Below are 21,642 nucleotides of genomic sequence, written 5' to 3' on the forward strand. Positions count from 1 at the left end.
ACCACCGGAGCGCCCCCACCCAGCCCGCGACCCCCGTCATCGTCCAGCCCGGTCATTGCGGGGTCCAGGTCACGGGGAGGCGGGTGGTTCGGTGGACGCCTACGCCGCCGTCGATCTGGATCTCTTCTGCTGGTACTGCCAGGTGCAGGTCGGGGATCCGGGTCACCAGCGTGGTGATGGCGATCTCGAGCGTGGCTCGGGCGAGGTTCTGGCCCACGCATTGGTGGATGCCGTAGCCGAAGGCGACGTGGTGGCGGGCTGAGCGAGTGATGTCGAGTTGGTTCGGATCGGCGAAGGTCTGGGGGTCTCGGTTGGCGGCGGGGGTGGCCAGGAGGACGCCGTCGCCGGCCCGGATCACCTCACCGGCGATCTCGACGTCGGACAGGGCGACCCGTGGGACGCTGTCGGCGACCGAGAGGTACCGCAGCAACTCCTCCACGGCCGCGGGCACACGAGACGGGTCGGCGACCAGCGCGGTCCATTGGTTGCGGTGGGCAAGTAATGACAGCAGGCCCATCGCCAGCATGCTGAGCGTCGACTCGTTGCCTGCGACCAGCGTCTGCAGGGCCAGGTTGAGTACCCGTCGCTGCGTGACCAGGTCGGCTCGCCGGCCACTCATCAGCCCGCTGAGCAGGTCGGCGCCATCCCCGTCCTTCGATTCGAGCAGCCGATCGAGGTAGCTGCTCAGCTCGCTCAGCGCCCGGCCGCCGAAACGGCGATCGGTCGCGGCCTGGCGCACCCGCTGCTCGAAGTACGGGCGGTCCTCGGCCGGGATGCCGTAGAGGAGCGAGAGCATGATCGACGGCAGCGGGACCGCCAGCGCCGGGACCAGGTCGGCGACCGGTCCCGCGACGAGTAGGTCGTCGACGATGGCGTCGACCGCCGACTGCAAGGCAGGACGAAGCTCCTTGACGCGACGGACGGTGAGGCTGGGGATGGCCAGCCGCCGGTACGCCGCATGCTCGGGATCGTCCAACTGGTTGAAGCTCTGCGTCTCCGCCATGTTCGCCAACTGCTCGGCAGTCGCACCGGCCGAGCCGGGATAGCCGGGATTGGTGCGGTCGACGGACAGCCGCGAGTCGGCGAACAGCGCCCGCGTCTCGGCGTACCCGGCGACGAACCAGACGATCTGCCCGTGCGCCATCGACACCTTGGTCAACGGCCCCTGCGCGGCGGCCTCGGCATAACCGGGGTGCTGGCCGAACGGGCACGTCCCGCGCGGCATCGGGAAGTCAGCCATGGCGGATCGCCCCCGCCGGACACAGATGCACGGCATCCCGCACCGCCTCGTCGTCCGAACTGTCCGGCGCGTTCACCACCACCAGCCCGTCCTCGTCCTGGTCGAACACCGCCGGCGCCGCAAGCACACACTGGCCCGCGCCGACACAGACGTCACGATCCGCGCTGATCATCCAGCCTCCTCTACCAAGTCACCGGCAACGCACTGATGCCCTGTACGCCGATCGCGCCCCGCACCGGGATCTCGTCCCCCGGCACCGCCAGCCGCAGCCGCGGCAACCGTCCGAACACCCCGATCACCGTCGCCTCCAGCACCTCCCGGACCAGATGTTGCCCAAGGCACTGATGTACGCCGTGCCCGAAGGCAAGGTGGTGCCGCGCGGGCCGCCCCAGCTCCAGCCGGTCAGGATCGGGGAATGCCGCCGCATCCCGGTTGGCCGCAGCGACCGGCAGGATCACCCCGTCACCGGGCTGGATCAGCTCACCGGCGATCTCGATCTCCGCGACGGCCAGCCGCGGCACCGTGTCCGCGATCGACAGGTACCGGAGCAACTCCTCGACCGCGGCCGCCGGATCGTCACGCAGGGCCGACCGGCTCTCCGGATGATCCAGCAAGGTGAGCACGCTGAGGGCGATCAGGTTGAACGTGTTCTCGTGCCCTGACACCAGCAGCGTCATGCACATGTTCAGCAGTTGCTTCGGGGTCAGCTCGCCGTTCGCCAACGGCCCGGCCACCAGGGTGCTGAGCAGATCGTCGCCGAGCTCCTCGCGACCCTCAGCCAGCTCGGTGATCCGACGATCGAAGGACTCCTGGATCTGGTACAACGCCTTGCCCGACGTCATCCGCTCGGCCGCCAGCCGCATCAGGTCATGGAACCGCCCAGCCTGAATCGCCGGTACGCCGAACAGCCGCGCGAACACCTTGGCCGACAAGGGCACGGCCAACTCCGCGAACAGGTCCACCGGCGGACCCAGCACGAGCAGCCGGGTGACCAGCTTCTCCACGTCCGCGTCGATCGCGGACCGCAGGGCCCTGGTACGCCGCACCGTGAAGCTGCCGACGACCATCCGCCGGTGCTCGGCATGCTCGGGCTCGTCCATGTCGACGAAGGTCTGGACCGCCTTCATCGCGGCCGGATCGACCGGGCTGTGCGCCAGCCGGGGGTAGTCCGGGTTCGACCGGTCGACCGACAACCGCGGGTCCGAGAACAGTTGCCGCGCCTCGGCGTGACCGGTGACGACCCAGACCATCCGTCCGTCGAACAGTTGCGCCTTGGTGATCGGGCCGGCTTCCCGGAGTACGGCGTACTCGGGCGGTGGCTGGTACGGGCAGGTGCGCGCCATCGGAAACTTCATCGCGGTTCCACCTTCAGCAGGACCCGGTGATAGCCGGGTGGGTACGGCTCCTCGACGTCACGCCCTTCGGCGGCGACCCAGGCGTGCGCACCGAACGGCGGTGTCACCCGGACGCCTGCACACCAAGTGGGGAAGGTCCCCTGGAGCCGGCAGAGCACCACCGTCGCGATCGACCTCGGCAGGCAGCCTTCCGGTCCGGTGCAGGCCAGGCTGGTGGCGACCACCACCTCTCGGGCGCGGGCTGCCTCGGCGTACGAAGCCGGGCGGGCGCCTTTCGAGAGCAGCCGCAGAACGCGTTGGATTTTCTTCGGCGGTTTCTTGGCCAGCGACCGCGCAACGGCGACCGCGACCTTTGCTGCCAACTTGGTGCGCAAATTGCCGACGGTGTTTTCCGGCATCACCTGGGAAATACTCATGCGGGCACCAGAATTCCGGCGGCGAGTAATTGTTCGAGCACCGCGGAAGCGTCCGCGGTGGCGATCTCGGAATCCACCGCGAATTCGGCCATCACGGCTTCGGCCGCGGATTCCACCGTGCCGGTGCCGAGCAGCGCGTCGAGCACCAACGCGCCGCTCGGGTTGAGATTCCAGAACTTGCCCGTCGCCTCGTTCAGCAGTACGACGCCGTAGTCGGTCCGGGCCACCGAGTGCTCATCCGCCAAGCTGTACACGGCTCTCCTCCTGGTTGCGTAGCCACAGCTCGCAGCCGAGGGTCGGCTCGAGCCTGCGATGCGCGGTCTGGACGTCGATCGGGCCGGCGACCACCGCCCGCAGCCGATCCGCGTCGACCACGCCGAGCCGCGCCAGCCGCGAGTCCTGCACAGCGCCGACGATCTGGTCCCGATGCCTTCGACTGCCCAGCACCGCCGCGGCGGCCGTCTCGGCCTTGGTCACCCGGCGCAGCGTGGCGTCCGGCACGATCCCGCGCATCGCCTCGACCAGCAACGGCTTGTACGCCGCCGGCTGGTGGCGGGCGGTGATCCGCACCGAGAGGGCCGCCTCGAGCACCCGGTCGTCGAAGAACGGGGCCGCGGCCGCCACACCCTGACCGGCGGCGAGCTGCAGGAATCCGCGGGCCACCTGCGCTCCGGAGTACACGGCGGCCAGGTTGTGGTGGAGTCCGCGATCGTCGGCAAGTCCTGGGCCGGCCGCCGCACTCAGGTCCCCGCGGACGGCCTCGACGATCTCCGGCGTCACCCAGCCGGGAAGTAGCGGTGGCGTGCTCCACCCGAGGTAAAGCTCACGGCGTTTGGGCTGGTCGAGCTCGGCCGCGGCGGCGCGCAGCCAGTCGGCATAGGTCCGATGCCGGACGAGCCCGCGGACCGCCCGGGACAAGGGCATCCGGTGCTTCGCCGCGGCGGACCGAACGGCTTTCCAACCGGTCAGCGGCGACTGCCTGACCATCGTGGCGAGCCAGGCCGGGCCCGGAGCGCAGAGCTCGTCGCCGCCGAATCCCATCAGGTGCAGGCTGGGTCCGTACTGCTCGCCGCGCTCGAGGATGTGCACGAACCGGCCCCGGTTGTGGGCGTAGAGGAACGGCTCGTCGAAACGATCACCGGTGGTCAGCAGACCGTCGTACACCAGCGGGCACTCGTCGGCGGGGATCACGTCGTGCTTGACGGCATGCTCGGACTCGTTCAGCGCGGCGACGGTACGGCCGGCCCAGGCCACGTCGTCGTCCATCGCGTCCGGCTGGGCGGCGGTCAGCGCGACCACCTCGGCGCCTTCGTGGACGGCCAGCGAGCAGATCGAGCTGGAGTCCAGGCCACTGAGATGCGACACCACGGTCCGGCCTTCGACGGGGCGGGCTTTGGTCGCTTCGATCAGGGCCTGCCTGAGTGCCTCGCCGCCTTGTTTCAGGTCGAGTCGGGGCTCGGGCGGCTGCCACCAGCGCCGGTCCTGGGGCGGGCCGGCGGGACGTAGTACGGCGAAGTGATCCGGTCTGACGGCGTGTACGGCCGGCCAGACAGGTTGCCAGCCAAGTGGCCAGGGGGCGCCGGGGAAGAGGAGGCGGGTGGCGAGCTGGGTCGTGTCGATGGATGCGTCCAGCAACTCGGCGAGGACGGCGGCGTTGTCACTGGCGATCGGGAGACCGTCCACAGTGGCGGTGAAGACGCGGCGCAAGCCCGAGGCTGTGCCGCGGATGCCGACGCTGTCGCCGATGGCGGTGATCAGGTGGGAGCTGCCGGGGAAATCGTGCCGCGCATCGTGGTCGCGCAGGCGGTCCGCTGCTGTCTCGAGCACGGACTCCGGGAGCGAGTGTTCGCCGATCAGGGCGACGGCTTTGTGGCCCGCTCGACCGAAAGTCAGTTGCTCAGGGCAACTGGTCAGGATCCAGGGCCGGCCGGATGGATGATCCACCCGGGCCGAGGCGGCGCCGGACCGGGAGGCGCTGAACCCGGAGGCGCCGGGCTGGGCGGCCAGTCGGCGGGCCAGTCGGGTGGCCAGCAGTTCGCCGGGGTCGGCGTCCGGGAGGACCACGAACCAGTTCACGACGATCCTCCTCGGACGGCGACGCTCAGTTGTAGAAGGCGCGCAGCAGGACGCCCTTGCGCGGGACCACGTTGCAGTTGTAGGCGGACCAGGTGCCGCGGGCACGGCCGAACTCACCCGCGCCGATGCAGTCGCCCATCGTGGCGAAGTAGGCGACGTCGGCCCAGAAACCGAGGGTCGAGTCGGTGCTGGTCTGGACCGTGCGCGCCTGCGGCGCCGGTGCGGCGTTCGCGGGGGCCGCCACGGCCAGCGGCGACAGGACGGCGCCGACGACGGCGACGCCACTGAGCAGAAGCTTCTTCACGGTGGTTCCTTTCACGCTCGTGTGGTGAGATGCCGGTGGTGGGCGGCGACTAGGGTTCGCCGCCCACCACCTCAGACCGGGGAAAGGTGGTTCACCACCCCCAGGCGTCGATCCACTCCCAGTTGTGTCCACCGGAACCCGCGGTCTCCTGACCGAAGTCACCGGCCTCGATCAGGGTCGGGCGCTCGTACTCACGCATTTTCTCCACCTCCCCACCGTGCTCGGCTGTTGGAAAAACTCTATTCAGCCGGGCTTTCGGCCCGCTTTCGTCCGGGCTTCGTTTTCTTGGTGCGGATCAAGAAGCCCGTCGGCCGCTTTCTTCACAGTGCTCGAAAAGCGCCGGTACGACGAGATCGCCCAGCCGGACGGCGACCTCGTACTCGCCACTGCGGAAACAACGCATGATCGTCGCGGACAACTGTTCCTTCTCCGCGATCACCCAGCCGAGTGGGTTCTCCTGCACGCGCCGCCGGACCGACTCGCTGACCGGCAGGCCCATCGCCGCGGTCTTGTCACCGAACGCGAGCTCAGCCAAACCCAGCTGGACCTCGTGATAGCGGCTGGCAGCCAGAGCTGTCTCCGGGTCGTCCGCGGCCAGCTCGGCGGCGAACGCGGCCGGCAGCGGGCTCAGCCGATAGTGGAGTACGCCGAGTGGGTCGAGACCTGTGGAGACGAGCAGGTTGGCCTGGACCAACAGGTCGAACGGGTGCTCGTCGGCCAGGTCCGCGAACAAGGCGTCCGCTGCCCAGCTCGGCACACCGGACGTACCGAGCGGGCCGAGACGCCGAAACGCCTGCTGAGCCGTCGGATCCAGCCCTCGGTACGTCTCCTCCAGGCTCGTCCGGACGCCCAGGTTGTCGATCGTCAGCTCGGACAGGATCCGGCGCTCCACCAGGCGGTCGGCGAACGACTCCACACTGGCCGGGTGCCTGGCCAGGATCCGCGCGCCCGCGATCCGGAGCGCGAGCGGGAGGCCTCCGCAGGCCGCGTTGATCCGGACCACACCGGCGCGCTGCTCCGCGATCCACTGTGGGCTGGTCATCCGGCCGAGCAGCTCGACCGCGTCGTCGTCATCGAAGGGGTTCAGCCGGACCTGATGCGCGCCGGCCAGTCCGGCCAGCAAGGACCGGCTGGTCACCACCACGGCCGCTGTCGGCGTACCGGGGAGGAACGGCAGGACGTCCTCGGTGGAGGTGGCGTCGTCCAGGAGCATCAGCACGCGCCGGTCGGCCAGCGCGGCGCGGAGGGCAGCAGCGCGCTGGTCCAGACCGTCGGGGATCGCCGTACGCGGCACGCCGCACGATTCCAGTACGTCGGCCAGCCGGTCCTCGATCTGGCCGTGCAGCTGGACGTACAGCTGGCCGTCCGGGAAGCGTGGCCGCAGTTGCTGCGCGAGATGTACCGCGAACGCGCTCTTCCCGACGCCTGGCATGCCGGAGATGGCCGCGATCCGCACTGCGGGGCTGTTCTCGGCGAAGAGCCCGGTGAGGTGCTTGAGCGGCTCCTCGCGGCCGACGAAGTCGATGGTCCCCGCGGGGAGCTGGTACGGCGTCGGCCAGACGTCGTCTCGCAGTACCGGCGCGACGACCGCCGCGATGTCCTGGCTCAGGACGCGCTGCTGCACCTGACGAAGCTCGGCGCCGACGTCCAGTCCGAGTTCCTCGCGAAGGGTCTGCTCGACCTTGCGATAGGCCTCCAGGGCCTCCACCTGCTGTCCGGAGTGGTAGAGCGCGAGCATCAGCTGGGCGCAGAACCGCTCGCGGGTCGGGTACTGCGTGACCAGGTTGCGCAGGTCGCCGATGACGTCCTGGTGGTTCCCGAGCGCCTGCTCGACGTCGAAGCGCCGATGCAAGGCCTGGAACCACTCCTCCTCCAGCTGTGGCAGGACATCGCGTTGCAGGGAGTCCGACGCGATGTCGGCCAGCGGACGTCCTGTCCACAGGCTCAGCGCGGCGCGTACCAACTCAGCCTCGCCGGTGAGCTGGCCGGCCGACCGTGCGCGGCTCATCAGCTCGCGGAACTCGAGGATGTCGAGCTGGTCGGTCGCCACCTCGATCAGATAGCCGTCCTGCTCGGTCCGGATCAGATCCGGATCGCCCAGCGCCGTGCGCAGCCTGCTCAGGTGGATCTGCAACGCCCGCCGCGCGTCCGACGGTTCGTCGCCTCCCCACAACCGGTCGATCAACTCCTCCGCCGGTACCACCCGGCGCGCCGACACCAGCAGCGCAGCCAACAGCGCCCGCTGTTTCGCGGCGCGAATCCGCACCGGCCGTCCAGCACGATCGACCCGCAACGGGCCGAGCAGTGCGAACCGGATCGTCACCAGGAACCCCCAGTCCCTTCTGAACCCCACCAGGGCCGAAAGTCCCCGGCCCTGGCGACTATGCCCGATCAGCGGTCCTCTCCGGCCTCTTTTCGATCAGCCTGCAATAAGCCGGTCCCGAGTAGCCCGGGCACTTGAACAGACGGCGAACAGAGCATGACCCAGCCCTGAGAAACCCCTGAGAAACAAGGGCTTCCGGGGCCCGACCGGTTAAAGGATTTGCGGTGGACAGGGGTGGAGCGGGAGGCTCCAGGGGTGATTTCTCATCGAGTGGTTGGGGACGGACCGGCTGTGCTGTTGGTACACGCCGGGGTTTGTGATGCGCGGATGTGGGAGCGGCAGGTCGAGGATCTGCGGGCCGACCATCGGGTGATTACGGTGGATCTGCGCGGGTACGGCGAGACGCCGCTCGAGGCCGGGGCGAAGTACGCCGATGCCGCGGACGTGCTCGAGGTGCTCGATGAGCTGGGGGTGTCGAGCACGAAGGCCGTCGGGTCGTCCTACGGGGCGTACGTCGTGTTGCAGGCGGCCAGCAGGGCGCCGGAGCGGTTCGAGCGGCTGGTGCTGATGTCACCGCCGGCAGACAACGTGGTGCCGACGGATGACTTCAGAGCCTTTGCGGCGGAGGAGAACGCGCTGCTGGAGGCCGGGGACGTCGAGGGGGCGACGGAGCTCAACGTGCGGACGTCGGTGGGGCCCGAGGCGGATGACGCGGCACGTGAACTGGTGCGGGTGATGCAGCGGCACGCGTTCGAGGTGCAGGTGGCGGCGGGCGAGGTGGACGCCGACGAATGGGAGGTCGGCGGGATCCCGGCGCCGATCCGGCTTTTCACCGGGGCGCATGAACTGAAGTTCTTCGGCGCTTGCGCGGAGTACCTGGGTGAGCTACTGCCGAACGTCGAGCACACCGAGCTGGCCTGGGCCGGGCATCTGCCGTCGCTGGAGCGGCCGGCGGAGATGACGGCGCTGATCCGCGCCTCGCTCGACGGGTGAGATGGCGAACGGCCGGCGCATCGAGCGCCGGCCGTTCGGAAGTACAGGTGGTGCTGGCGATCAGTCGGCGAGGGCGCCCATCGGATCCCAGGCCGGCAGGACGATCGGAGCCTCGTCGAAGCGGGCCTGCAGATCGGCCGGGAGGGCCGACTTGCGGACGGCGATCTCGAAGACGTGCTCGGCGTACCAGGAGTCGTTCATCGTCCAGAAGCCGTTGTCGGCCTTCTCGTCGCCCCAGCTGTTCTCGACCCGCCAGCGGCGCGCCTTGCCGTCGACCAGGTCGACGCCGGTGAACAGCATCGCGTGTGTCATCAGCGTCTCGTGGTGCAGCAGCCGCTCGGCCTTGTCGAGCGAGAACTCGGTGTCGTAGACGGCGCCGAAGTCGTACAGCGCGGCGTCCCAGTAGCCGAGGTCGGCCGACATCTGCTTGCCGACGTCACAGCCGAACCAGACCGGCTCGCCGGCCACGATCGCGTCCTGGGTGAGCTGCTTCATCAGGTCGATCTCGACGTTCAGGTAGACCACCGGCGGCGCGTCGATGACGTTGCCGAGGTAGTCGACGGTGAAGGTCTTGCCGGTCGGGCTGGACTCGCGCGGGTCGTGCACGATGCAGACGTACTCGTCGACCGGCAGCGTCACGTACGCCGCGGCGAACTCGGCCGGCGTCGTCCAGCCGTCCCGGTGGAAGCCCTTGTCGCTGTCCTTCCACTGCCACAGGAACTTCTGCGGCGGCGTGCCCAGGTGGATGCTCAGCACCCGGTGGATCGTGGTCAGCAGCTCCTGCTTGTGCGCGCGCTGTGCCTCGGCGCCCTCGATCTTGCGCAGGTCGCGCGCGCCCTGGCGGAGCAGCTTGCGCAGCGAGTCGTTCAGCTGCGCGGTCGCCGACGAGCTCTCGGTCTCCGGCATCGCGGTCTTCGGCACCAGGCCGTGCTTGCGGACCAGCGCGACGAACATGTTCCACTGGCCGCCGTCACCGATCGGGTCGGACAGCAGGTGCGCCACGGTCCGGTCGTCGACGTCGCGATCGGTGGTGTCGATCATCGCCTCGAGGAAGAAGTTCGCGCGTTCGAACTTGTCCCAGAACAGCAGGTAGTTCTGGGAGAACTCGAAGTCCTTCACGCCGAGCTTGGCGGCGGTGCCGGCCCGGAGCAGGTTCAGGCCGGCGAACAGCCAGCACCGGCCGCTCTTCTTCTGGTTCGTCACCTTCCAGTCGTCCAGCAGGTTCGACACGGAATGGTCGATCGAGGTGACGATCTGGCGATCCAGGGCGATCTTGGCGATCGGCGTCTCCGTGACGGCGTTCTGCATCACCCGGTACTGCGGGTTCGACGCGAACTCCTTCTCGAAGAGCGCGAGCTGTTCAGCTGTGAGATTCCGCTCCATGAGAGTCGACGGTATAACAGTCCCAAAGCCTGCTGCGCCCCTGTCGGGGTGGCGAATCTGTGCCCTGGCCACAACTCGCCAAGCTAGTTGAAAACGGTTGTCAATAGTAGGTAAGGTGTGACGATGGCACAACGTGGCAAGCCGGCCGGTCCCCGCAAGCCGAAGCAGAATCCGCTCCACAAGGTCGAGTTCGTCGACTACAAGGACACCGCTCTGCTCCGCAAGTTCATCTCCGACCGCGGCAAGATCCGCTCGCGCCGGGTCACCGGGCTCACCGTCCAGCAACAGAAGCAGGTAGCCAGGGCCATCAAGAACGCCCGCGAGATGGCCCTGCTGCCCTATGCCTCCACCGGCGGCCGCTGACTTTCAGACCAGGCGGCGGTCAGTCGCCCAGCGGGTGAGTTCGTGGCGGTTGGAGAGCTGGAGTTTGCGCAGCACCGAGGAGACGTGGGTCTCGACGGTCTTGACCGAGATGAACAACTCGCGGGCTACCTCCTTGTACGCGTAGCCGCGGGCGATCAGCCGGAGGACTTCGCGCTCGCGCTGGGAGAGCCGGTCGAGGTCCTCGTCGACCGAGGCGATGTCGATGGCGCCGGAGAAGGCGTCCAGGACGAAGCCGGCCAACCGCGGTGAGAAGACCGCGTCACCGTCGGCGACCCGGCCGATCGCGTCGACCAGTTCGGTGCCGCTGATGTTCTTGGTGACGTAGCCGCGGGCGCCGGCCCGGATCACGCCGATCACGTCCTCGGCCGCGTCGGAGACCGACAGCGCCAGGAACTTGATCTCCGGGTGCCGCTGGTGCACCTGCTTCATCACCTCGATACCACCGCCGCCCGGCAGGTGGACGTCGAGCAGCACCACGTCCGGCTCGGTGCCGACGATCGCCTTCACCGCGGACTCCACGTCCGCGCCCTCGCCGACGATCTCCACCGACGCACCGATCTCGCTGCGCACGCCTGCCCGGAACATGTCGTGGTCGTCGATGACCACCACTCGCCTCTGCGTCATCTGTCCATCTCCAGTCGCACTTCGGTGCCTGTCTCCGGGTTCGACCGCACCGTTGCGCGGCCGCCGTGCCGTTCCATCCTGCCCATCACGCTGTGCCGCAGCCCGAGCCGGTCCTCCGGCACACCGTCGGTGTCGAAGCCCTTGCCGCGGTCCCGGACGAACATCTCGGCCCGGTCCCCGTCCACCTCGACGAACACGTCGATCTTGTCAGCTCCGGAGTGCTTGGCGGCGTTCACCATCGACTCGCGCGCGGCCCGGACCATCGCCGACAGTCCTTCGGTCAGGTCGCAGTCGCCCACCGTCACCACCTCGACCGGTACGCCGTGGGAGTCCTCCACCTCGGCAGCGGCCCGCTTCGCCGCGCCGGCCAGCGTCTGGTCGGTGTTGTCGTCCTCGTCGTAGAGCCAGGACCGCAGGTCGCGCTCCTGCGACCGAGCCAGCCGTACTACGGCCCGCGGATCGTTCGCCTGCTTCTGGATCAGGGCCAGCGTCTGCAGCACCGAGTCATGCAGATGCGCGGCCATGTCGGCGCGCTCCTGCGACCGCACCCGCTCGGCACGCTCGTTGTTGAGGTCCCGGCTGAGCCGGTGCACCCACGGCCCCGCGATGACGCCTATACCGACCACTGCCAGCAGCAGCGCGACCAGTACGTCGCCGACCATCGACAGCCGGCCGTTCTGCACCAGGAACACGGTGACCGCGGTCCCGATCAGGATCAGCCCGACCGCTACCCGGATGACCGACTTCCAGCCACCCTTGCCGAACAACGTGTTGAGCGTCGGAGCCTTGCCCACCCAGGCGTTGCGCTGGCCCTCGTCGGCCTGCCGCCAGATCAGCGCCAGACCGGTCCCGGCGAACACCAGCGGCCAGAACATCTTGCCGGCCACCCCGAACCCGGCCACGTTGAGCAGCAGAAGCACACCGATGCCGACCACGACGAGCGCGGTCAGCTGGCCGCGACTCTTCTCCTTGCGCCGCTCCTTGGTCGGCGACGCGATCGGCGGCACCGGCGTCTCGGGCCGCATCCCGTTCCGGGTCGCCGCAGCCAGACCGGGCGCGTTGGGGCCGGTCGACACCTCGAGCGGCATGAGGAACCACAGGGCTGCGTAGATGAGTACGCCGAAGCCGCCGAACACGGTCGCGCCGATGAAGACCAGGCGGACCACGGTGTCGGACACGTTGAGGTGGTCAGCGATGCCGCCGGCCACGCCACTCAATACGCGGCCCTCGGCTCGCCGGTAGGCGCGGCGTATCGGCGGGGGCTCGGTGCCGGGCGGCGGCTGCTGCTGCGCTCCAGGGGGACCGAATTGCGGCCCCGGGGCATACGAACCGCCGACCGGGCCCGAGGACCCGCCCGGAGGCGCGGTTGCAGCTGGTTGTGTCATCCCCACGATCGTCACATGCCAGCAGGCCGCACACCAGCAGGCTTCTCCCCGGCTGACTCCTCAACGGTCACCCGCTGCGCTCAGGGTCGGCCCGGGGAGAACCCCTAGCCGACCGTGGCCGAGTGGCGACCCGGGGTCGGCAAAGGGGGATCCCCGATGTTGCCGCCGCCCGGAAGGGGACACTATCGATCTCATGGAGCAGAACACGAGCGGGGGATTCGACCGCGACCAGCTGAAGGACGTGCAGAGCTGGCGCCGCAGTCGGTCGGACCGGATGCTTGCCGGCGTCTGCGGCGGCATGGGCCGCGCACTGAACGTCGACCCGGTGCTGATCCGGGTAGTGATGGCAGTACTGATCCTCAGCGGCCCCGGCATCATCTTCTACGGTGCGGCCTGGGTGCTGATGCCGGACGAGGGCAGCGACCGCTCCGCCGCGCAGGGCGTGCTCGGTGACCGGGTACGGCCCGATCACCCGTGGCTGTGGCCCGTGGTGATCGGTGTCTGCGTGTTCTCCGCCATCGCGCTGATGTCGTCCTTCAACTTCGGCAAGCTGATCCCCGGACCACTGGTGGTGCTCGGGCTGCTCTGGCTGTTCGTGTTCCGCCGCAAGGGCCGCAGCCACTGGGGGCACCGCAACGCCGCCTGGGGCGAGCGCAGCGCCGAGCGGGCCCAGCGCACGGTCGAGCGCGTCCAGCGCCACGCTGAGCGGCACATCCAGCGGGCACAGCAGCACGGCGGCCATCACGGCACCCAATGGGCCCAGCAGGCAGCCCAGTGGAGCGCAGCAAACCGACCGACCGACCAGACCGGTACACAAGCTCCCCCCGCGGACCAGCCGTCCGCTGCCACCCAGCGGCCCCAGGACCGGGTGACCGAGCCGGTCCAGCCTGTCTGGACCGAGGACGACCCCCTCGGCCTGTACGTCGATGAGCCCCCGACCACCACCACCGCGGCCGCCCGACCGCCCGCTGCTCCCCCGGTCAAGGGGTACCGCGGAGTGAAGCCAGTGGTCGTCCTGCTGTCCGCCGCCGCGATCACCATCGCCTGGCTGGCCGGCGCACCGACCACCACGATGCTGGTGATCGGGTTGGCCGCCCTCGGCGCCGGCATGCTGATCGGTGGATTCCTGGGCAAGACCATCGGGCTGCTGCCACTCGGGATCCTGCTCGCGTTCGGCATCGCAGCCAGCACGGTCTTCCCGCACGTCCCACGCGACATCGCCAGCGTGAACTTCGTCGCCACGCCCGCCGATTCGATCGACGCCGCCAGTACGACGTACCGGTTCGACGCCGGCTCGGTGAAGCTGGACCTGACCAAGGCGGTCTTCAAGCCCGGCGCCGAGGTGTTCGTCGAGGGCGGGGCCGGCGAGGTCGTCGTCAAGCTGCCGCCGAACGTCGACGTCACCGGCACCGTGAAGGCCGACACCGGCCAGGTCGATGCTTTCGGCAAGGTCAAGGGTGGGCACACTGCTGACATGGCGGTGAGCGACCTGGGCGTCGACGGCAAGGTGAGCCCGCAGAGCGTGGTGCTGGACCTGCACGTCAAGCTCGGCAGCATCAAGGTGGAGCGCTGATGAGGAAGATCAAGCCGGACGTCCCGGGCATCATCGCCGGCACCGTGCTGACCGGCGGCGCCTCGATCTGGATCCTCAACGACAACGGCGTGGTCCAGACCGACGACGTCGGCCTCACCGCCGCCCTGCTGCTGGTCGCGGCCGGCATCATCGGCCTCGCCGCCTCCCACCGAGGCTGATCAGTCCACTGGGGCTGATCCTCACACGGCGCCGACAACCGCTGGGTTAGTCTTGTTGACCGCTCGATCAACCGGTTCACCGGTGGCCGGGCACCCGAGGGGCCCGGTCAGCGGGTTCCGTTGAAGGTCAACAGGAGTTGTGATGGTGCGCGGCACCGTGAAGTGGTTCAACGCCGACAAGGGCTACGGCTTTCTCGCCGTGGACGGCCAGGACGACGTGTTCGTCCACTGGAGCAAGATCGTCACCGACGGGTACAAGACGCTCGAGGACGGCCAGCAGGTCGAGTTCGAGGTGGTGGACGGACCCAAGGGCCGCGAGGCCGACGCGGTCCAGACCCTCTGAGGCGAGCGGCGCGACAGCGCTTTTCCACACCTGCGCGGAGCGTGGGCAACCGGTAACCTGACCTCTCACTGTGGGAGGGGAAACGAAGTGACCGACGAGCCGGTGCACGTGATCCGGAAGCTCGAGCAGGCGCTCCAGGACGACGACTTCAACTGGTCGCTGATGCTGGTCGGCGAGGACCAGACCGACAAGCTCGCGACGCTGACCGGCGACCTGCGTGGACCGCACTCCGAGACCGGCGACGGCAAGCAGATCACCTCCGGCTTCTCGTACTGGGGAATCGGCCCGACGATCGCCTGGTCGAACGCGACCAACGACCCGTTCTACCTGGTGATGAAGGCCGGCGCCGAGTCGTTCCTGCGGCACTGGCGCAAGGTCCGGCCGCATACCGACAACACCGGTTTCCACTTCGTCAGCCTCGGCGTCGGTACCGGGGTGAAGGACCGGACGATCCTGGCCGACATGTACCGGAAGAACCGGGACATGTTCTACATCCCGGTCGACATGAGCTCGGAGATGCTCCGGATGGGCACGCTGGAGCCGGTACGTGGGCTCGGCTTCCCGATGTCACAGGTGCTGCCGGTGCAGCTCGACTTCTCGATCGCCGACAACATGAACGAGCTCGGCCAGATGCTGGCCCGGCTGGTCGGCGACGAGCCGATCCTGTTCACGCTGACCGGCAACACGCTGGCCAACTTCGAGAGCGATCTGGAGCTGCTCGGCACGATCACCCGGGTGCTGCGCCCGCAGGACCGGCTGCTGCTCGAGGTCGCCAGCACGAGCAGCCTCGACCAGACGGCGGCGGATGCGGCGGCCGACGAGTACCAGCAGACCCGCATGTTCGCCGAGTTCGTCACCAGCGCGCTGCGCTACAACACCGATCTGCGGATCGAGGACGGGCTGATCGACTACCGCGGCGAGGTGGAGACCGACGACGCGCTGCTGGTCAAGATCGTCTGGCAGAACAACACCTCGGAGCCGATGGCGATGGGGCTGCCGGACCATACCCAGGTCACCCTCAAGCCCAACGACACGATCCTGCTCTACACCACCCGGAAGTTCTCCACCGAGCGACTGAAGAAGCTCACCGCCGAGTGCGGCCTGACCGCCATCGAACACGCCCACTCCGGCTTCCGCTACACCCGCCGCCCCAGCCCCTTCGGCCTCGACCTCCTCCTCCTGGCCCCCGAAGGCGCCGAGATCCCCAACCTCCTAGCCGAAGACATCTGGTCTCAATGACCGAAGACCCCGTCGGTACTCCGGTCAGGCGGGCGCGGTGGCGGGTGCTCGCTCGCTTGCGGCTGCTGGCTGCGGCGTTGCGGGTGACACGTAGCGATGCGCGGTGGGCTGGGTATCGGCGGGTGGTGGTGACGTGGGTCAGCTATGGGTTGCTGGCGGTGGCGTTCGTGTTGGGGGTGATCTGGTTTTTCTGGCCGGACAACAGTCGGTGGGAGCCGGCGGTCAACTCGCTGACGCTGGTCGCGGGGTTGACCGGCATCTTCGTCGAGCGGCTCAGTGCGGAGGCTGAGCGGCGTACCGGCGTACTGCGGGCTGTCGCCGACGAGCTGCAGGAGAACACCCGGCTGCTGTCCGACGAGCGCTTCACCCCGAAGACGCCCACCCAACGGCAGGTCTACCCGAGACTCGTCGTCTCCGCGGTCGACCTGGCGCTCGTCTCCGGCGCCCTCGGCCGGCACCGCGACGCCGAGCTCGTCACCCTCCTGCACCGCTGGCGTGACACCGTCCACCTGTTCAACCGCCGCCTCGACCTGACCGAGATCAGCACCTTCTCCAACACCATCTCCGCCGCCGAGCTGGCCGCCTTCCACCGCGCCCTGACCCGCGAGAACAGCTACTTCGCCGCCACCCGCGAAATGCTCGAAACCCTGCTGGCCCGCCTCCCGACCCCCTGAGCATCTACGCTTTCGGACAGGACCGTTATTGCCCCGCCCCACGGGAGGTCACCCGCCATGCGAGCACTCCTGACTGCTGCCCTCGCCGCCCTCCTACTGGCGCCCCTCACGGCCGCCCAGGCAAGCGAGCCACCACCACCGACCCCCGTCTCCCTGGGCATCCCCCTCTCTGACGTACTCCTGATCGGCGGCACCGTCGCCCCCGGCCCGGTCGCCGGCAAAGCAGCCATCTGGAACGTCTCCACCGGCAAACCCGGCTACCTGAACGCCATGGACCCAGCCACCGGCGCCAGCCTCGTCTCGGCCCCGCTGGAAGGCGCCGACTCCGGCTACGCCGTCACCGCGACCCCCGACGGCTCGATCTACGTCGGCACCTACAGCAACGGCCACCTCTACCGCTGGCGCCCCGGCATGGGCGACACCGTCGAGGACCTGGGCCGTCCGGTCGCCAGTGAGAACTACATCTGGAGCCTGACCTCCGACGAGCACGGCAACATCTACGGCGGCACCTTCCCCGGCGGCAAGATCTTCCGGTACGACGCCGCCACCGGCGCGGTCCGCGACTACGGCCAGGCCGTCCACGGCCAGACGTACGTCCGCAGCATCGCCTACGCAACAGGCAAGGTCTACGCCGGCACCAACCCCGACGCCCACCTCGTCGAGCTCGATCCGGCGACCGGCACAGTATCCGAAATCCCTTCCCCACCAGGGATTCCGGACATCAGGAACCTCGCCATCTACGACCTCGCCGCCCGCGCCGGCAAGCTCTACGCGCGCTTCAGTACGGCATACCCGGCACCGCTCTGCGTCTTCGACCTCGCCACCCGCACCTGGACCGACCAGATCCCCGCCGCGCACGGCCTGGACATCTCACCGGTCGGCGACCAGGGCGAGATCTACCTGATCCAGCAGGGCGAGCTCAAGCGCTACGACCCAGCCACCAAAGCCCTGGCCGGTACCGGCCTGACCTTCACCGGCCGGATCCAGAACGCCCGCGCGATCGGCTGGGCCGAGCTCGGCCTGCCCGACTACCCGGGCAAGAGCATCGTCGGCACGCTGTGGCGCGGAGAGCTCTTCCGCTACAACCCGCAGACCGGCAAGTCCGACCTCATCCAGTCCGCCGTACGCCGGGAGCCGATCGAGATCCTCTCGGTTGCCGGCGGCAAGCAGTCGGCCTACGTCGGCGGCTTCCTCAACGGCGGCGTCTCAGTCGTCAACCCACTGACCGGCGCGGCCACCTTCAACCGCTTCTCGCAGACCGAGGCTCTGATGGAAGCGTCCGACGGCCGTGTCTGGATCGGCAACTACCCCGAGGCACGTGTCTACTCCTACGACCCGCACCAGCCGTGGAGCAGCCCGGAGTACTCGCCCGGACCACCCGGCACACCGGACAACCCGCGGCTCGAGGTCAACATGAAGGCAGACCAGCAGATGCGCGCCCGGGCATTCGCCGAGGTGGACGGCAAGATCGCCATCGGCACCGTCCCCGAAGGCGACCGGCTCGGTGGCGCCCTCGCCATCCACGACCCGGTGACCCGTACCACCCAGACCTTCCGCAACGTAGTCCAGGACGAGAGCATCTTCGGGCTCGCCGCCGACCACGGCATCGTGTACGGCGGTACGTCGATCACCGGCGGCCTGACCACGACTCCCCCGACCCGGGCCGAGGGCACCGTCTTCGCGTGGGACGTCCGGCACTCCCGCAAGCTCTGGGAGACCCCGATCGCGGGCGCCGGTACGGTCAACTCGGTCGCGATCGGCCCCGACGGCCTGCTCTGGGGTGTGGCCGGCAAGACGATCTTCGCCGTCGACACCCTGCGCGGCCGACTCAAGCGCCGGTTCGACCTGGGCAGCACCACGGCCTGCGGTGACATCGTCGCGACCCGGGACGCCCTGTACGCCGGAATCGACGGCACCAAGCTCTACAAGCTCGCCCCCTGGCAACGCACTCCACCGGCTGTCTGGCTGACCCAGGCCAACCGGCGGCTCGCCGTACAGGGTGACAACCAGTTACTGGTCACAACCGGAGCACAGCTCTTCCGGATCGACCTGAATCGTTGACAGCCGAAATTCCGAGCCAGTAGTTTCGGCCTGGACCGTTATTAGAGGGGGTCCGATGAGAACCAGCGTCAACCGCATCCTGGCACCGCTCGCCGTGCTGGCGGTGGCGGCCTCGATCACGTCCTGCGGCGGCTCCGACGAGCCGTCGTCGTCATCAAGCACAGTAACCGTCTGGATGTACCCCGTGATCGGCGACCAGAAGGCCGGCGACGCCTACTGGGCTCAGGTCGAGAAGGACTTCGAGGCGGCCAACTCCGGTACCGACCTGAAGATCGAGCAGCAGCCCTGGGCCGAGCGCGACCAGAAGCTCGCCACTGCGTTCTCCGGCGGCAAGGGTCCGGACGTCGTGGTGCTGAACCCGGACCAGATCCCGCAGTACGTGAAGAACGGGTCGCTGTCGCCGGTCGACAAGGTGATCGAGCCGGCCAAGAGCAGCTTCCTGCCCGGCGCCCTCACCGCGCTGACCGTCGACGGCAAGCTCTACGCCGCGCCGATCTACCACACGGTCACGACGACGATCTACAACAAGAAATTGCTCGACAAGGCCGGGATCACCACCCCGCCGCAGTCCTGGGACGAGATCAAGGCGGCCGCGCCGAAGCTCAAGGCGGCCGGCGTCGCGACGCTGGACTACTCGGCCTCGCCGAGCGCGACGATGAACCTGAACTTCTATCCATTGCTGTGGCAGGCCGGTGGTTCGGTCTTCTCCGAGGACGGCAAGAAGGCGACCTTCAACGAGGCGCCCGGCGTCGAGGCGCTGACCTTCCTGACCGGCCTGTACAACGACGGCGCGATCCCGAAGGGCGCGCTGACGAATGCCAACCTGGTCGCCGACGCGCCGCTCGGCAAGCAGCAGGTCGCGATGGGCTTCGCCAACACGCTCGCCGACGCCAAGACGGTGGAGACCACCTGGGGCGCGGGCAACGTGATCATCGGGCTGCCGCTCAAGGACAAGAAGCAGGTCGGCTTCGGACTGCCCGGCGGGCTCGGCGTGAACGCGGCGTCGAAGAACGTCGCCGGCGCGGAGAGGTTCCTGTCCTTCATGATCGACCCGAAGCAGATCGTCAGCCTCGGTACCGCGTCCGGCTTCCTGTCGCCTCGCACCGACGCGAAGGTACCGGCCAAGGACGCCGAGGCAGGCAAGTTCGCCGACGCACTGCAGTACGCCTTCCCCGGCCAGCCGAATCCGGCCGCCCGGCAGGTCAACGCCGTACTCGCGGTCGAGCTCCAGGCCGCGCTGACCGGTAAGAAGACTCCGCAACAAGCCTTGGACGACGCGGCGAAGCAGGCGAACGACCTGCTGTCGCGACAACGGTGAGCTTGCGGGGAGGGCGCGCGGCAATGACGGAGGGAGGCCGCGCGACCTCTCCGCAGAACCAGGCGACAGGCCCGGCCGCAGGGGCGGTGCGCCGGCGCCTGTCGCCGCGCTCGCTGGCCGGCTTGTTGTTCGTGGCACCGATGCTGGTGCTGTTCGTGGTCTTCCGGTTCGTACCGGTGGTCGGCGCGTTCCTGTTGTCGCTGACCGACTACCGGCTCAACGGTCAGTGGTCTTTCATTGCCTTTGACAACTACTCCCGGCTGTTCGGTGACCAGCTCTTCCGCGACAGCCTGCTGGTCACCGTCACCTACGCGCTGATCTTCGTGCCGCTGACCGTCCTGGTCTCGCTCGGTACCGCGCTGCTGCTGCACCAGGTGGTCTGGAGCCGCGGCTTCTTCCGGGGCGTCTTCTTCCTCCCGTACGTGACCAGCATCGTGCTCGCGGCGGTGCTCTGGAAATGGATCTACAACGTCGAGGACGGCCTGCTCAACGGCGCCCTAGGGCTGCTCTCACTCGGCCCGTACGACTTCCTCGGCAACTCATCGTCGGTACTGCCGTCGATCGCGGTGACGTCGGCCTGGAAAGGCTTCGGTTACTCGATGCTGATCCTGCTGGCCGGGTTGCAGGCGGTACCGCAGTCCTACCTGGAGGCGGCGACGATCGACGGCGCCGGTCGCTGGCAGCGGTTCCGCTACATCATGCTGCCGCAGTTGCGGCCGATCCTGTTCTTCGTGCTGGTGATCGAGACGATCGGCGCGTTCCAGGTCTTCGACGCGATGTACGTGATGACGGCCGGCGGGCCGGTCCGCTCCAGCTACTCGCTCGTGTACTTCCTGTACGACTCGGGCTTCAAGTTCTTCGACTTCGGTTACGCGAGCGCGATCGGGCTGGTGCTGTTCTTGATCGTGCTGGTGGTCTCGCTGATCCAGCGTCGCTTCGTCGGGAGGGACGACTGATGCTTGTGCGACCAGCCCGGCTGACCCTGCCGACTTTGCTTGCGTTGACCGCGATCGTGACGATCGTGCCGTTCGCCGCGATGGTGCTGGTCGCCTTCGCGCCGCCGAGCGGCCAGACCTTCCCGGGCGCGCTCGATCCCTCGCGCTGGACCTGGCAGAACTTCTCCAACGTACTGTCCAGCTCGGACATCCCACGCTGGACGATCAACTCGCTGGTCTACTCGCTCGTCTCGGTGCTCTTCATCCTGCTGTTCGCGGCGATGGCCGGGTACGCCTTCGCGAAGAAGCGTTTCCCCGGGCGCGAGCTGCTGTTCTGGGCCTTCCTGGCGACGCTGATGGTGCCGTTCCAGGCGACCCTGATCCCGTCGTACATCCTGGTCGCGAAGCTCGGCTGGGTGGACGGGTACTGGGGTCTGATCGTGCCGACGCTGGCCAACTCGCAGGCCGTCTTCCTGATGCGCCAGTTCATCAGCCAGCTGCCGGACGAACTGTTCGAGGCGGCCGAGCTCGACGGCGCGTCGGAGTGGCGGACGTTCACCATGATCGTGCTGCCGCTGGTCCGGCCGGCGCTGGCGACGCTCGGCATCTTCGTCTTCCTCTGGCACTGGAACGACTTCCTCTGGCCGCTGGTGATCGGCCAGTCGGCGAACATGCAGACGCTGACGGTCGGCCTGGCCAGCCTGCAGACCGAGGCCGTCCCGATCAACCAGGTGATGGCCGGCGCGACCATCACCGTCGTCCCGAGCCTGCTCGTCTTCGGCCTGCTGCAGCGCTATCTGACCGACAGCATCGCGATGTCAGGGTTGAAGGCCTGAT

23 protein-coding genes are annotated in these 21,642 nt (G+C 68.5%); 11 read left to right on the forward strand and 12 right to left on the reverse strand.

Annotated elements, in window-relative coordinates:
• Positions 1-52 precede the first annotated feature (52 nt).
• From AB0M15_RS18070 to AB0M15_RS18110, 9 genes are all read right to left on the reverse strand, one after another.
• Positions 53-1,240 carry a cytochrome P450 gene (locus AB0M15_RS18070; protein ID WP_363819647.1) on the reverse strand — a complete coding sequence of 396 codons (1,188 nt, stop codon included), beginning with the start codon at positions 1,238-1,240 and terminating at the stop codon, positions 53-55.
• Complete coding sequence (locus tag AB0M15_RS18075; protein ID WP_363819649.1) at positions 1,233-1,412, reverse strand: ferredoxin; 180 nt, start codon at positions 1,410-1,412, stop codon at positions 1,233-1,235. Before AB0M15_RS18075 ends, AB0M15_RS18070 begins: the two co-directional genes overlap by 8 nt.
• A gap of 10 nt (positions 1,413-1,422) precedes the next feature.
• Positions 1,423-2,595 (reverse strand): cytochrome P450, encoded by a 1,173-nt coding sequence (locus AB0M15_RS18080; RefSeq protein WP_363819651.1) that lies wholly within the window; start codon positions 2,593-2,595, stop codon positions 1,423-1,425.
• Positions 2,592-3,011 carry a lasso peptide biosynthesis B2 protein gene (locus AB0M15_RS18085; protein WP_363819654.1) on the reverse strand — a complete coding sequence of 140 codons (420 nt, stop codon included), beginning with the start codon at positions 3,009-3,011 and terminating at the stop codon, positions 2,592-2,594. The genes AB0M15_RS18080 and AB0M15_RS18085 overlap by 4 nt, the downstream gene beginning before the upstream one ends.
• The gene (locus AB0M15_RS18090) at positions 3,008-3,265 is read right to left on the reverse strand and encodes a lasso peptide biosynthesis PqqD family chaperone (RefSeq protein ID WP_363819657.1); all 258 of its coding nucleotides are present in this window, start codon (positions 3,263-3,265) and stop codon (positions 3,008-3,010) included. The genes AB0M15_RS18085 and AB0M15_RS18090 overlap by 4 nt, the downstream gene beginning before the upstream one ends.
• Positions 3,246-5,087: an asparagine synthase-related protein gene (locus tag AB0M15_RS18095; RefSeq protein WP_363819658.1), complete on the reverse strand. Its 1,842-nt coding sequence runs from the start codon at positions 5,085-5,087 to the stop codon at positions 3,246-3,248. Before AB0M15_RS18095 ends, AB0M15_RS18090 begins: the two co-directional genes overlap by 20 nt.
• Positions 5,088-5,112: 25 nt before the next feature.
• Positions 5,113-5,391 (reverse strand): hypothetical protein, encoded by a 279-nt coding sequence (locus AB0M15_RS18100; RefSeq protein WP_363819660.1) that lies wholly within the window; start codon positions 5,389-5,391, stop codon positions 5,113-5,115.
• Positions 5,392-5,482: 91 nt separating this feature from the next.
• Positions 5,483-5,590 carry a keywimysin-related RiPP gene (locus tag AB0M15_RS18105; RefSeq protein WP_363819662.1) on the reverse strand — a complete coding sequence of 36 codons (108 nt, stop codon included), beginning with the start codon at positions 5,588-5,590 and terminating at the stop codon, positions 5,483-5,485.
• A gap of 96 nt (positions 5,591-5,686) precedes the next feature.
• Entirely contained in the window at positions 5,687-7,714 is a 2,028-nt protein-coding gene (locus AB0M15_RS18110; protein ID WP_363819665.1) for a BTAD domain-containing putative transcriptional regulator, read from the reverse strand.
• A 291-nt stretch (positions 7,715-8,005) separates the two neighbouring features.
• Between AB0M15_RS18110 and AB0M15_RS18115 the strand changes: the two genes are divergently transcribed.
• Positions 8,006-8,707, forward strand: a complete 702-nt coding sequence (locus tag AB0M15_RS18115) for an alpha/beta hydrolase (protein ID WP_363819668.1) — start codon at positions 8,006-8,008, stop codon at positions 8,705-8,707.
• 60 nt (positions 8,708-8,767) lie between these two features.
• On the opposite strand, the gene AB0M15_RS18120 is transcribed toward AB0M15_RS18115, so the two are convergent.
• On the reverse strand, positions 8,768-10,090 hold the full coding sequence (locus AB0M15_RS18120; protein ID WP_363819669.1) for a C1 family peptidase: 1,323 nt from the start codon (positions 10,088-10,090) through the stop codon (positions 8,768-8,770).
• Between the two features lie 123 nt (positions 10,091-10,213).
• On the opposite strand from AB0M15_RS18120, the gene rpsR reads away from it, so the two are divergent.
• Positions 10,214-10,453, forward strand: a complete 240-nt coding sequence (rpsR, locus tag AB0M15_RS18125) for a 30S ribosomal protein S18 (RefSeq protein ID WP_343969169.1) — start codon at positions 10,214-10,216, stop codon at positions 10,451-10,453.
• 3 nt (positions 10,454-10,456) lie between these two features.
• On the opposite strand, the gene AB0M15_RS18130 is transcribed toward rpsR, so the two are convergent.
• Complete coding sequence (locus tag AB0M15_RS18130) at positions 10,457-11,098, reverse strand: response regulator transcription factor (protein WP_328334195.1); 642 nt, start codon at positions 11,096-11,098, stop codon at positions 10,457-10,459.
• The gene (locus AB0M15_RS18135; RefSeq protein ID WP_363819673.1) at positions 11,095-12,483 is read right to left on the reverse strand and encodes a PspC domain-containing protein; all 1,389 of its coding nucleotides are present in this window, start codon (positions 12,481-12,483) and stop codon (positions 11,095-11,097) included. Before AB0M15_RS18135 ends, AB0M15_RS18130 begins: the two co-directional genes overlap by 4 nt.
• Positions 12,484-12,676: 193 nt before the next feature.
• Between AB0M15_RS18135 and AB0M15_RS18140 the strand changes: the two genes are divergently transcribed.
• From AB0M15_RS18140 to AB0M15_RS18180, 9 genes are all read left to right on the forward strand, one after another.
• Entirely contained in the window at positions 12,677-14,056 is a 1,380-nt protein-coding gene (locus tag AB0M15_RS18140) for a PspC domain-containing protein (RefSeq protein ID WP_363819675.1), read from the forward strand.
• Positions 14,056-14,235 (forward strand): hypothetical protein, encoded by a 180-nt coding sequence (locus tag AB0M15_RS18145; protein WP_343969177.1) that lies wholly within the window; start codon positions 14,056-14,058, stop codon positions 14,233-14,235. The genes AB0M15_RS18140 and AB0M15_RS18145 overlap by 1 nt, the downstream gene beginning before the upstream one ends.
• Before the next feature lie 142 nt (positions 14,236-14,377).
• Positions 14,378-14,578, forward strand: a complete 201-nt coding sequence (locus AB0M15_RS18150) for a cold shock domain-containing protein (protein ID WP_343969179.1) — start codon at positions 14,378-14,380, stop codon at positions 14,576-14,578.
• 87 nt (positions 14,579-14,665) lie between these two features.
• Positions 14,666-15,817, forward strand: a complete 1,152-nt coding sequence (locus tag AB0M15_RS18155) for an L-histidine N(alpha)-methyltransferase (protein ID WP_363819678.1) — start codon at positions 14,666-14,668, stop codon at positions 15,815-15,817.
• Entirely contained in the window at positions 15,814-16,491 is a 678-nt protein-coding gene (locus AB0M15_RS18160) for a hypothetical protein (protein ID WP_363819681.1), read from the forward strand. The genes AB0M15_RS18155 and AB0M15_RS18160 overlap by 4 nt, the downstream gene beginning before the upstream one ends.
• A 57-nt stretch (positions 16,492-16,548) precedes the next feature.
• On the forward strand, positions 16,549-18,552 hold the full coding sequence (locus AB0M15_RS18165; protein ID WP_363819683.1) for a PQQ-binding-like beta-propeller repeat protein: 2,004 nt from the start codon (positions 16,549-16,551) through the stop codon (positions 18,550-18,552).
• Between the two features lie 55 nt (positions 18,553-18,607).
• Positions 18,608-19,870 (forward strand): sugar ABC transporter substrate-binding protein, encoded by a 1,263-nt coding sequence (locus AB0M15_RS18170; RefSeq protein WP_363819686.1) that lies wholly within the window; start codon positions 18,608-18,610, stop codon positions 19,868-19,870.
• Between the two features lie 23 nt (positions 19,871-19,893).
• Positions 19,894-20,826, forward strand: a complete 933-nt coding sequence (locus AB0M15_RS18175; RefSeq protein ID WP_363819688.1) for a sugar ABC transporter permease — start codon at positions 19,894-19,896, stop codon at positions 20,824-20,826.
• Positions 20,826-21,641, forward strand: a complete 816-nt coding sequence (locus AB0M15_RS18180; protein ID WP_363819691.1) for a carbohydrate ABC transporter permease — start codon at positions 20,826-20,828, stop codon at positions 21,639-21,641. Before AB0M15_RS18175 ends, AB0M15_RS18180 begins: the two co-directional genes overlap by 1 nt.
• The last annotated feature ends 1 nt before the right edge of the window (position 21,642 follow it).

The organism is Kribbella sp. NPDC051718 (assembly GCF_040681515.1).
Classification (GTDB): Bacteria; Actinomycetota; Actinomycetes; order Propionibacteriales; family Kribbellaceae; genus Kribbella.

What these genes read in the sequence shown, in the direction of transcription:
- AB0M15_RS18070 (WP_363819647.1), bottom strand. Translation starts at nt 1,240, where the DNA reads ATGGCTGACTTCCCGATGCCGCGCGGGACGTGCCCGTTCGGCCAGCAC.
- AB0M15_RS18075 (WP_363819649.1), bottom strand. Translation starts at nt 1,412, where the DNA reads ATGATCAGCGCGGATCGTGACGTCTGTGTCGGCGCGGGCCAGTGTGTG.
- AB0M15_RS18080 (WP_363819651.1), bottom strand. Translation starts at nt 2,595, where the DNA reads ATGAAGTTTCCGATGGCGCGCACCTGCCCGTACCAGCCACCGCCCGAG.
- AB0M15_RS18085 (WP_363819654.1), bottom strand. Translation starts at nt 3,011, where the DNA reads ATGAGTATTTCCCAGGTGATGCCGGAAAACACCGTCGGCAATTTGCGC.
- AB0M15_RS18105 (WP_363819662.1), bottom strand. Translation starts at nt 5,590, where the DNA reads ATGCGTGAGTACGAGCGCCCGACCCTGATCGAGGCCGGTGACTTCGGT.
- AB0M15_RS18120 (WP_363819669.1), bottom strand. Translation starts at nt 10,090, where the DNA reads ATGGAGCGGAATCTCACAGCTGAACAGCTCGCGCTCTTCGAGAAGGAG.
- rpsR (WP_343969169.1), top strand. Translation starts at nt 10,214, where the DNA reads ATGGCACAACGTGGCAAGCCGGCCGGTCCCCGCAAGCCGAAGCAGAAT.
- AB0M15_RS18130 (WP_328334195.1), bottom strand. Translation starts at nt 11,098, where the DNA reads ATGACGCAGAGGCGAGTGGTGGTCATCGACGACCACGACATGTTCCGG.
- AB0M15_RS18135 (WP_363819673.1), bottom strand. Translation starts at nt 12,483, where the DNA reads ATGACACAACCAGCTGCAACCGCGCCTCCGGGCGGGTCCTCGGGCCCG.
- AB0M15_RS18140 (WP_363819675.1), top strand. Translation starts at nt 12,677, where the DNA reads ATGGAGCAGAACACGAGCGGGGGATTCGACCGCGACCAGCTGAAGGAC.
- AB0M15_RS18145 (WP_343969177.1), top strand. Translation starts at nt 14,056, where the DNA reads ATGAGGAAGATCAAGCCGGACGTCCCGGGCATCATCGCCGGCACCGTG.
- AB0M15_RS18150 (WP_343969179.1), top strand. Translation starts at nt 14,378, where the DNA reads ATGGTGCGCGGCACCGTGAAGTGGTTCAACGCCGACAAGGGCTACGGC.
- AB0M15_RS18160 (WP_363819681.1), top strand. Translation starts at nt 15,814, where the DNA reads ATGACCGAAGACCCCGTCGGTACTCCGGTCAGGCGGGCGCGGTGGCGG.
- AB0M15_RS18165 (WP_363819683.1), top strand. Translation starts at nt 16,549, where the DNA reads ATGCGAGCACTCCTGACTGCTGCCCTCGCCGCCCTCCTACTGGCGCCC.
- AB0M15_RS18170 (WP_363819686.1), top strand. Translation starts at nt 18,608, where the DNA reads ATGAGAACCAGCGTCAACCGCATCCTGGCACCGCTCGCCGTGCTGGCG.
- AB0M15_RS18175 (WP_363819688.1), top strand. Translation starts at nt 19,894, where the DNA reads ATGACGGAGGGAGGCCGCGCGACCTCTCCGCAGAACCAGGCGACAGGC.
- AB0M15_RS18180 (WP_363819691.1), top strand. Translation starts at nt 20,826, where the DNA reads ATGCTTGTGCGACCAGCCCGGCTGACCCTGCCGACTTTGCTTGCGTTG.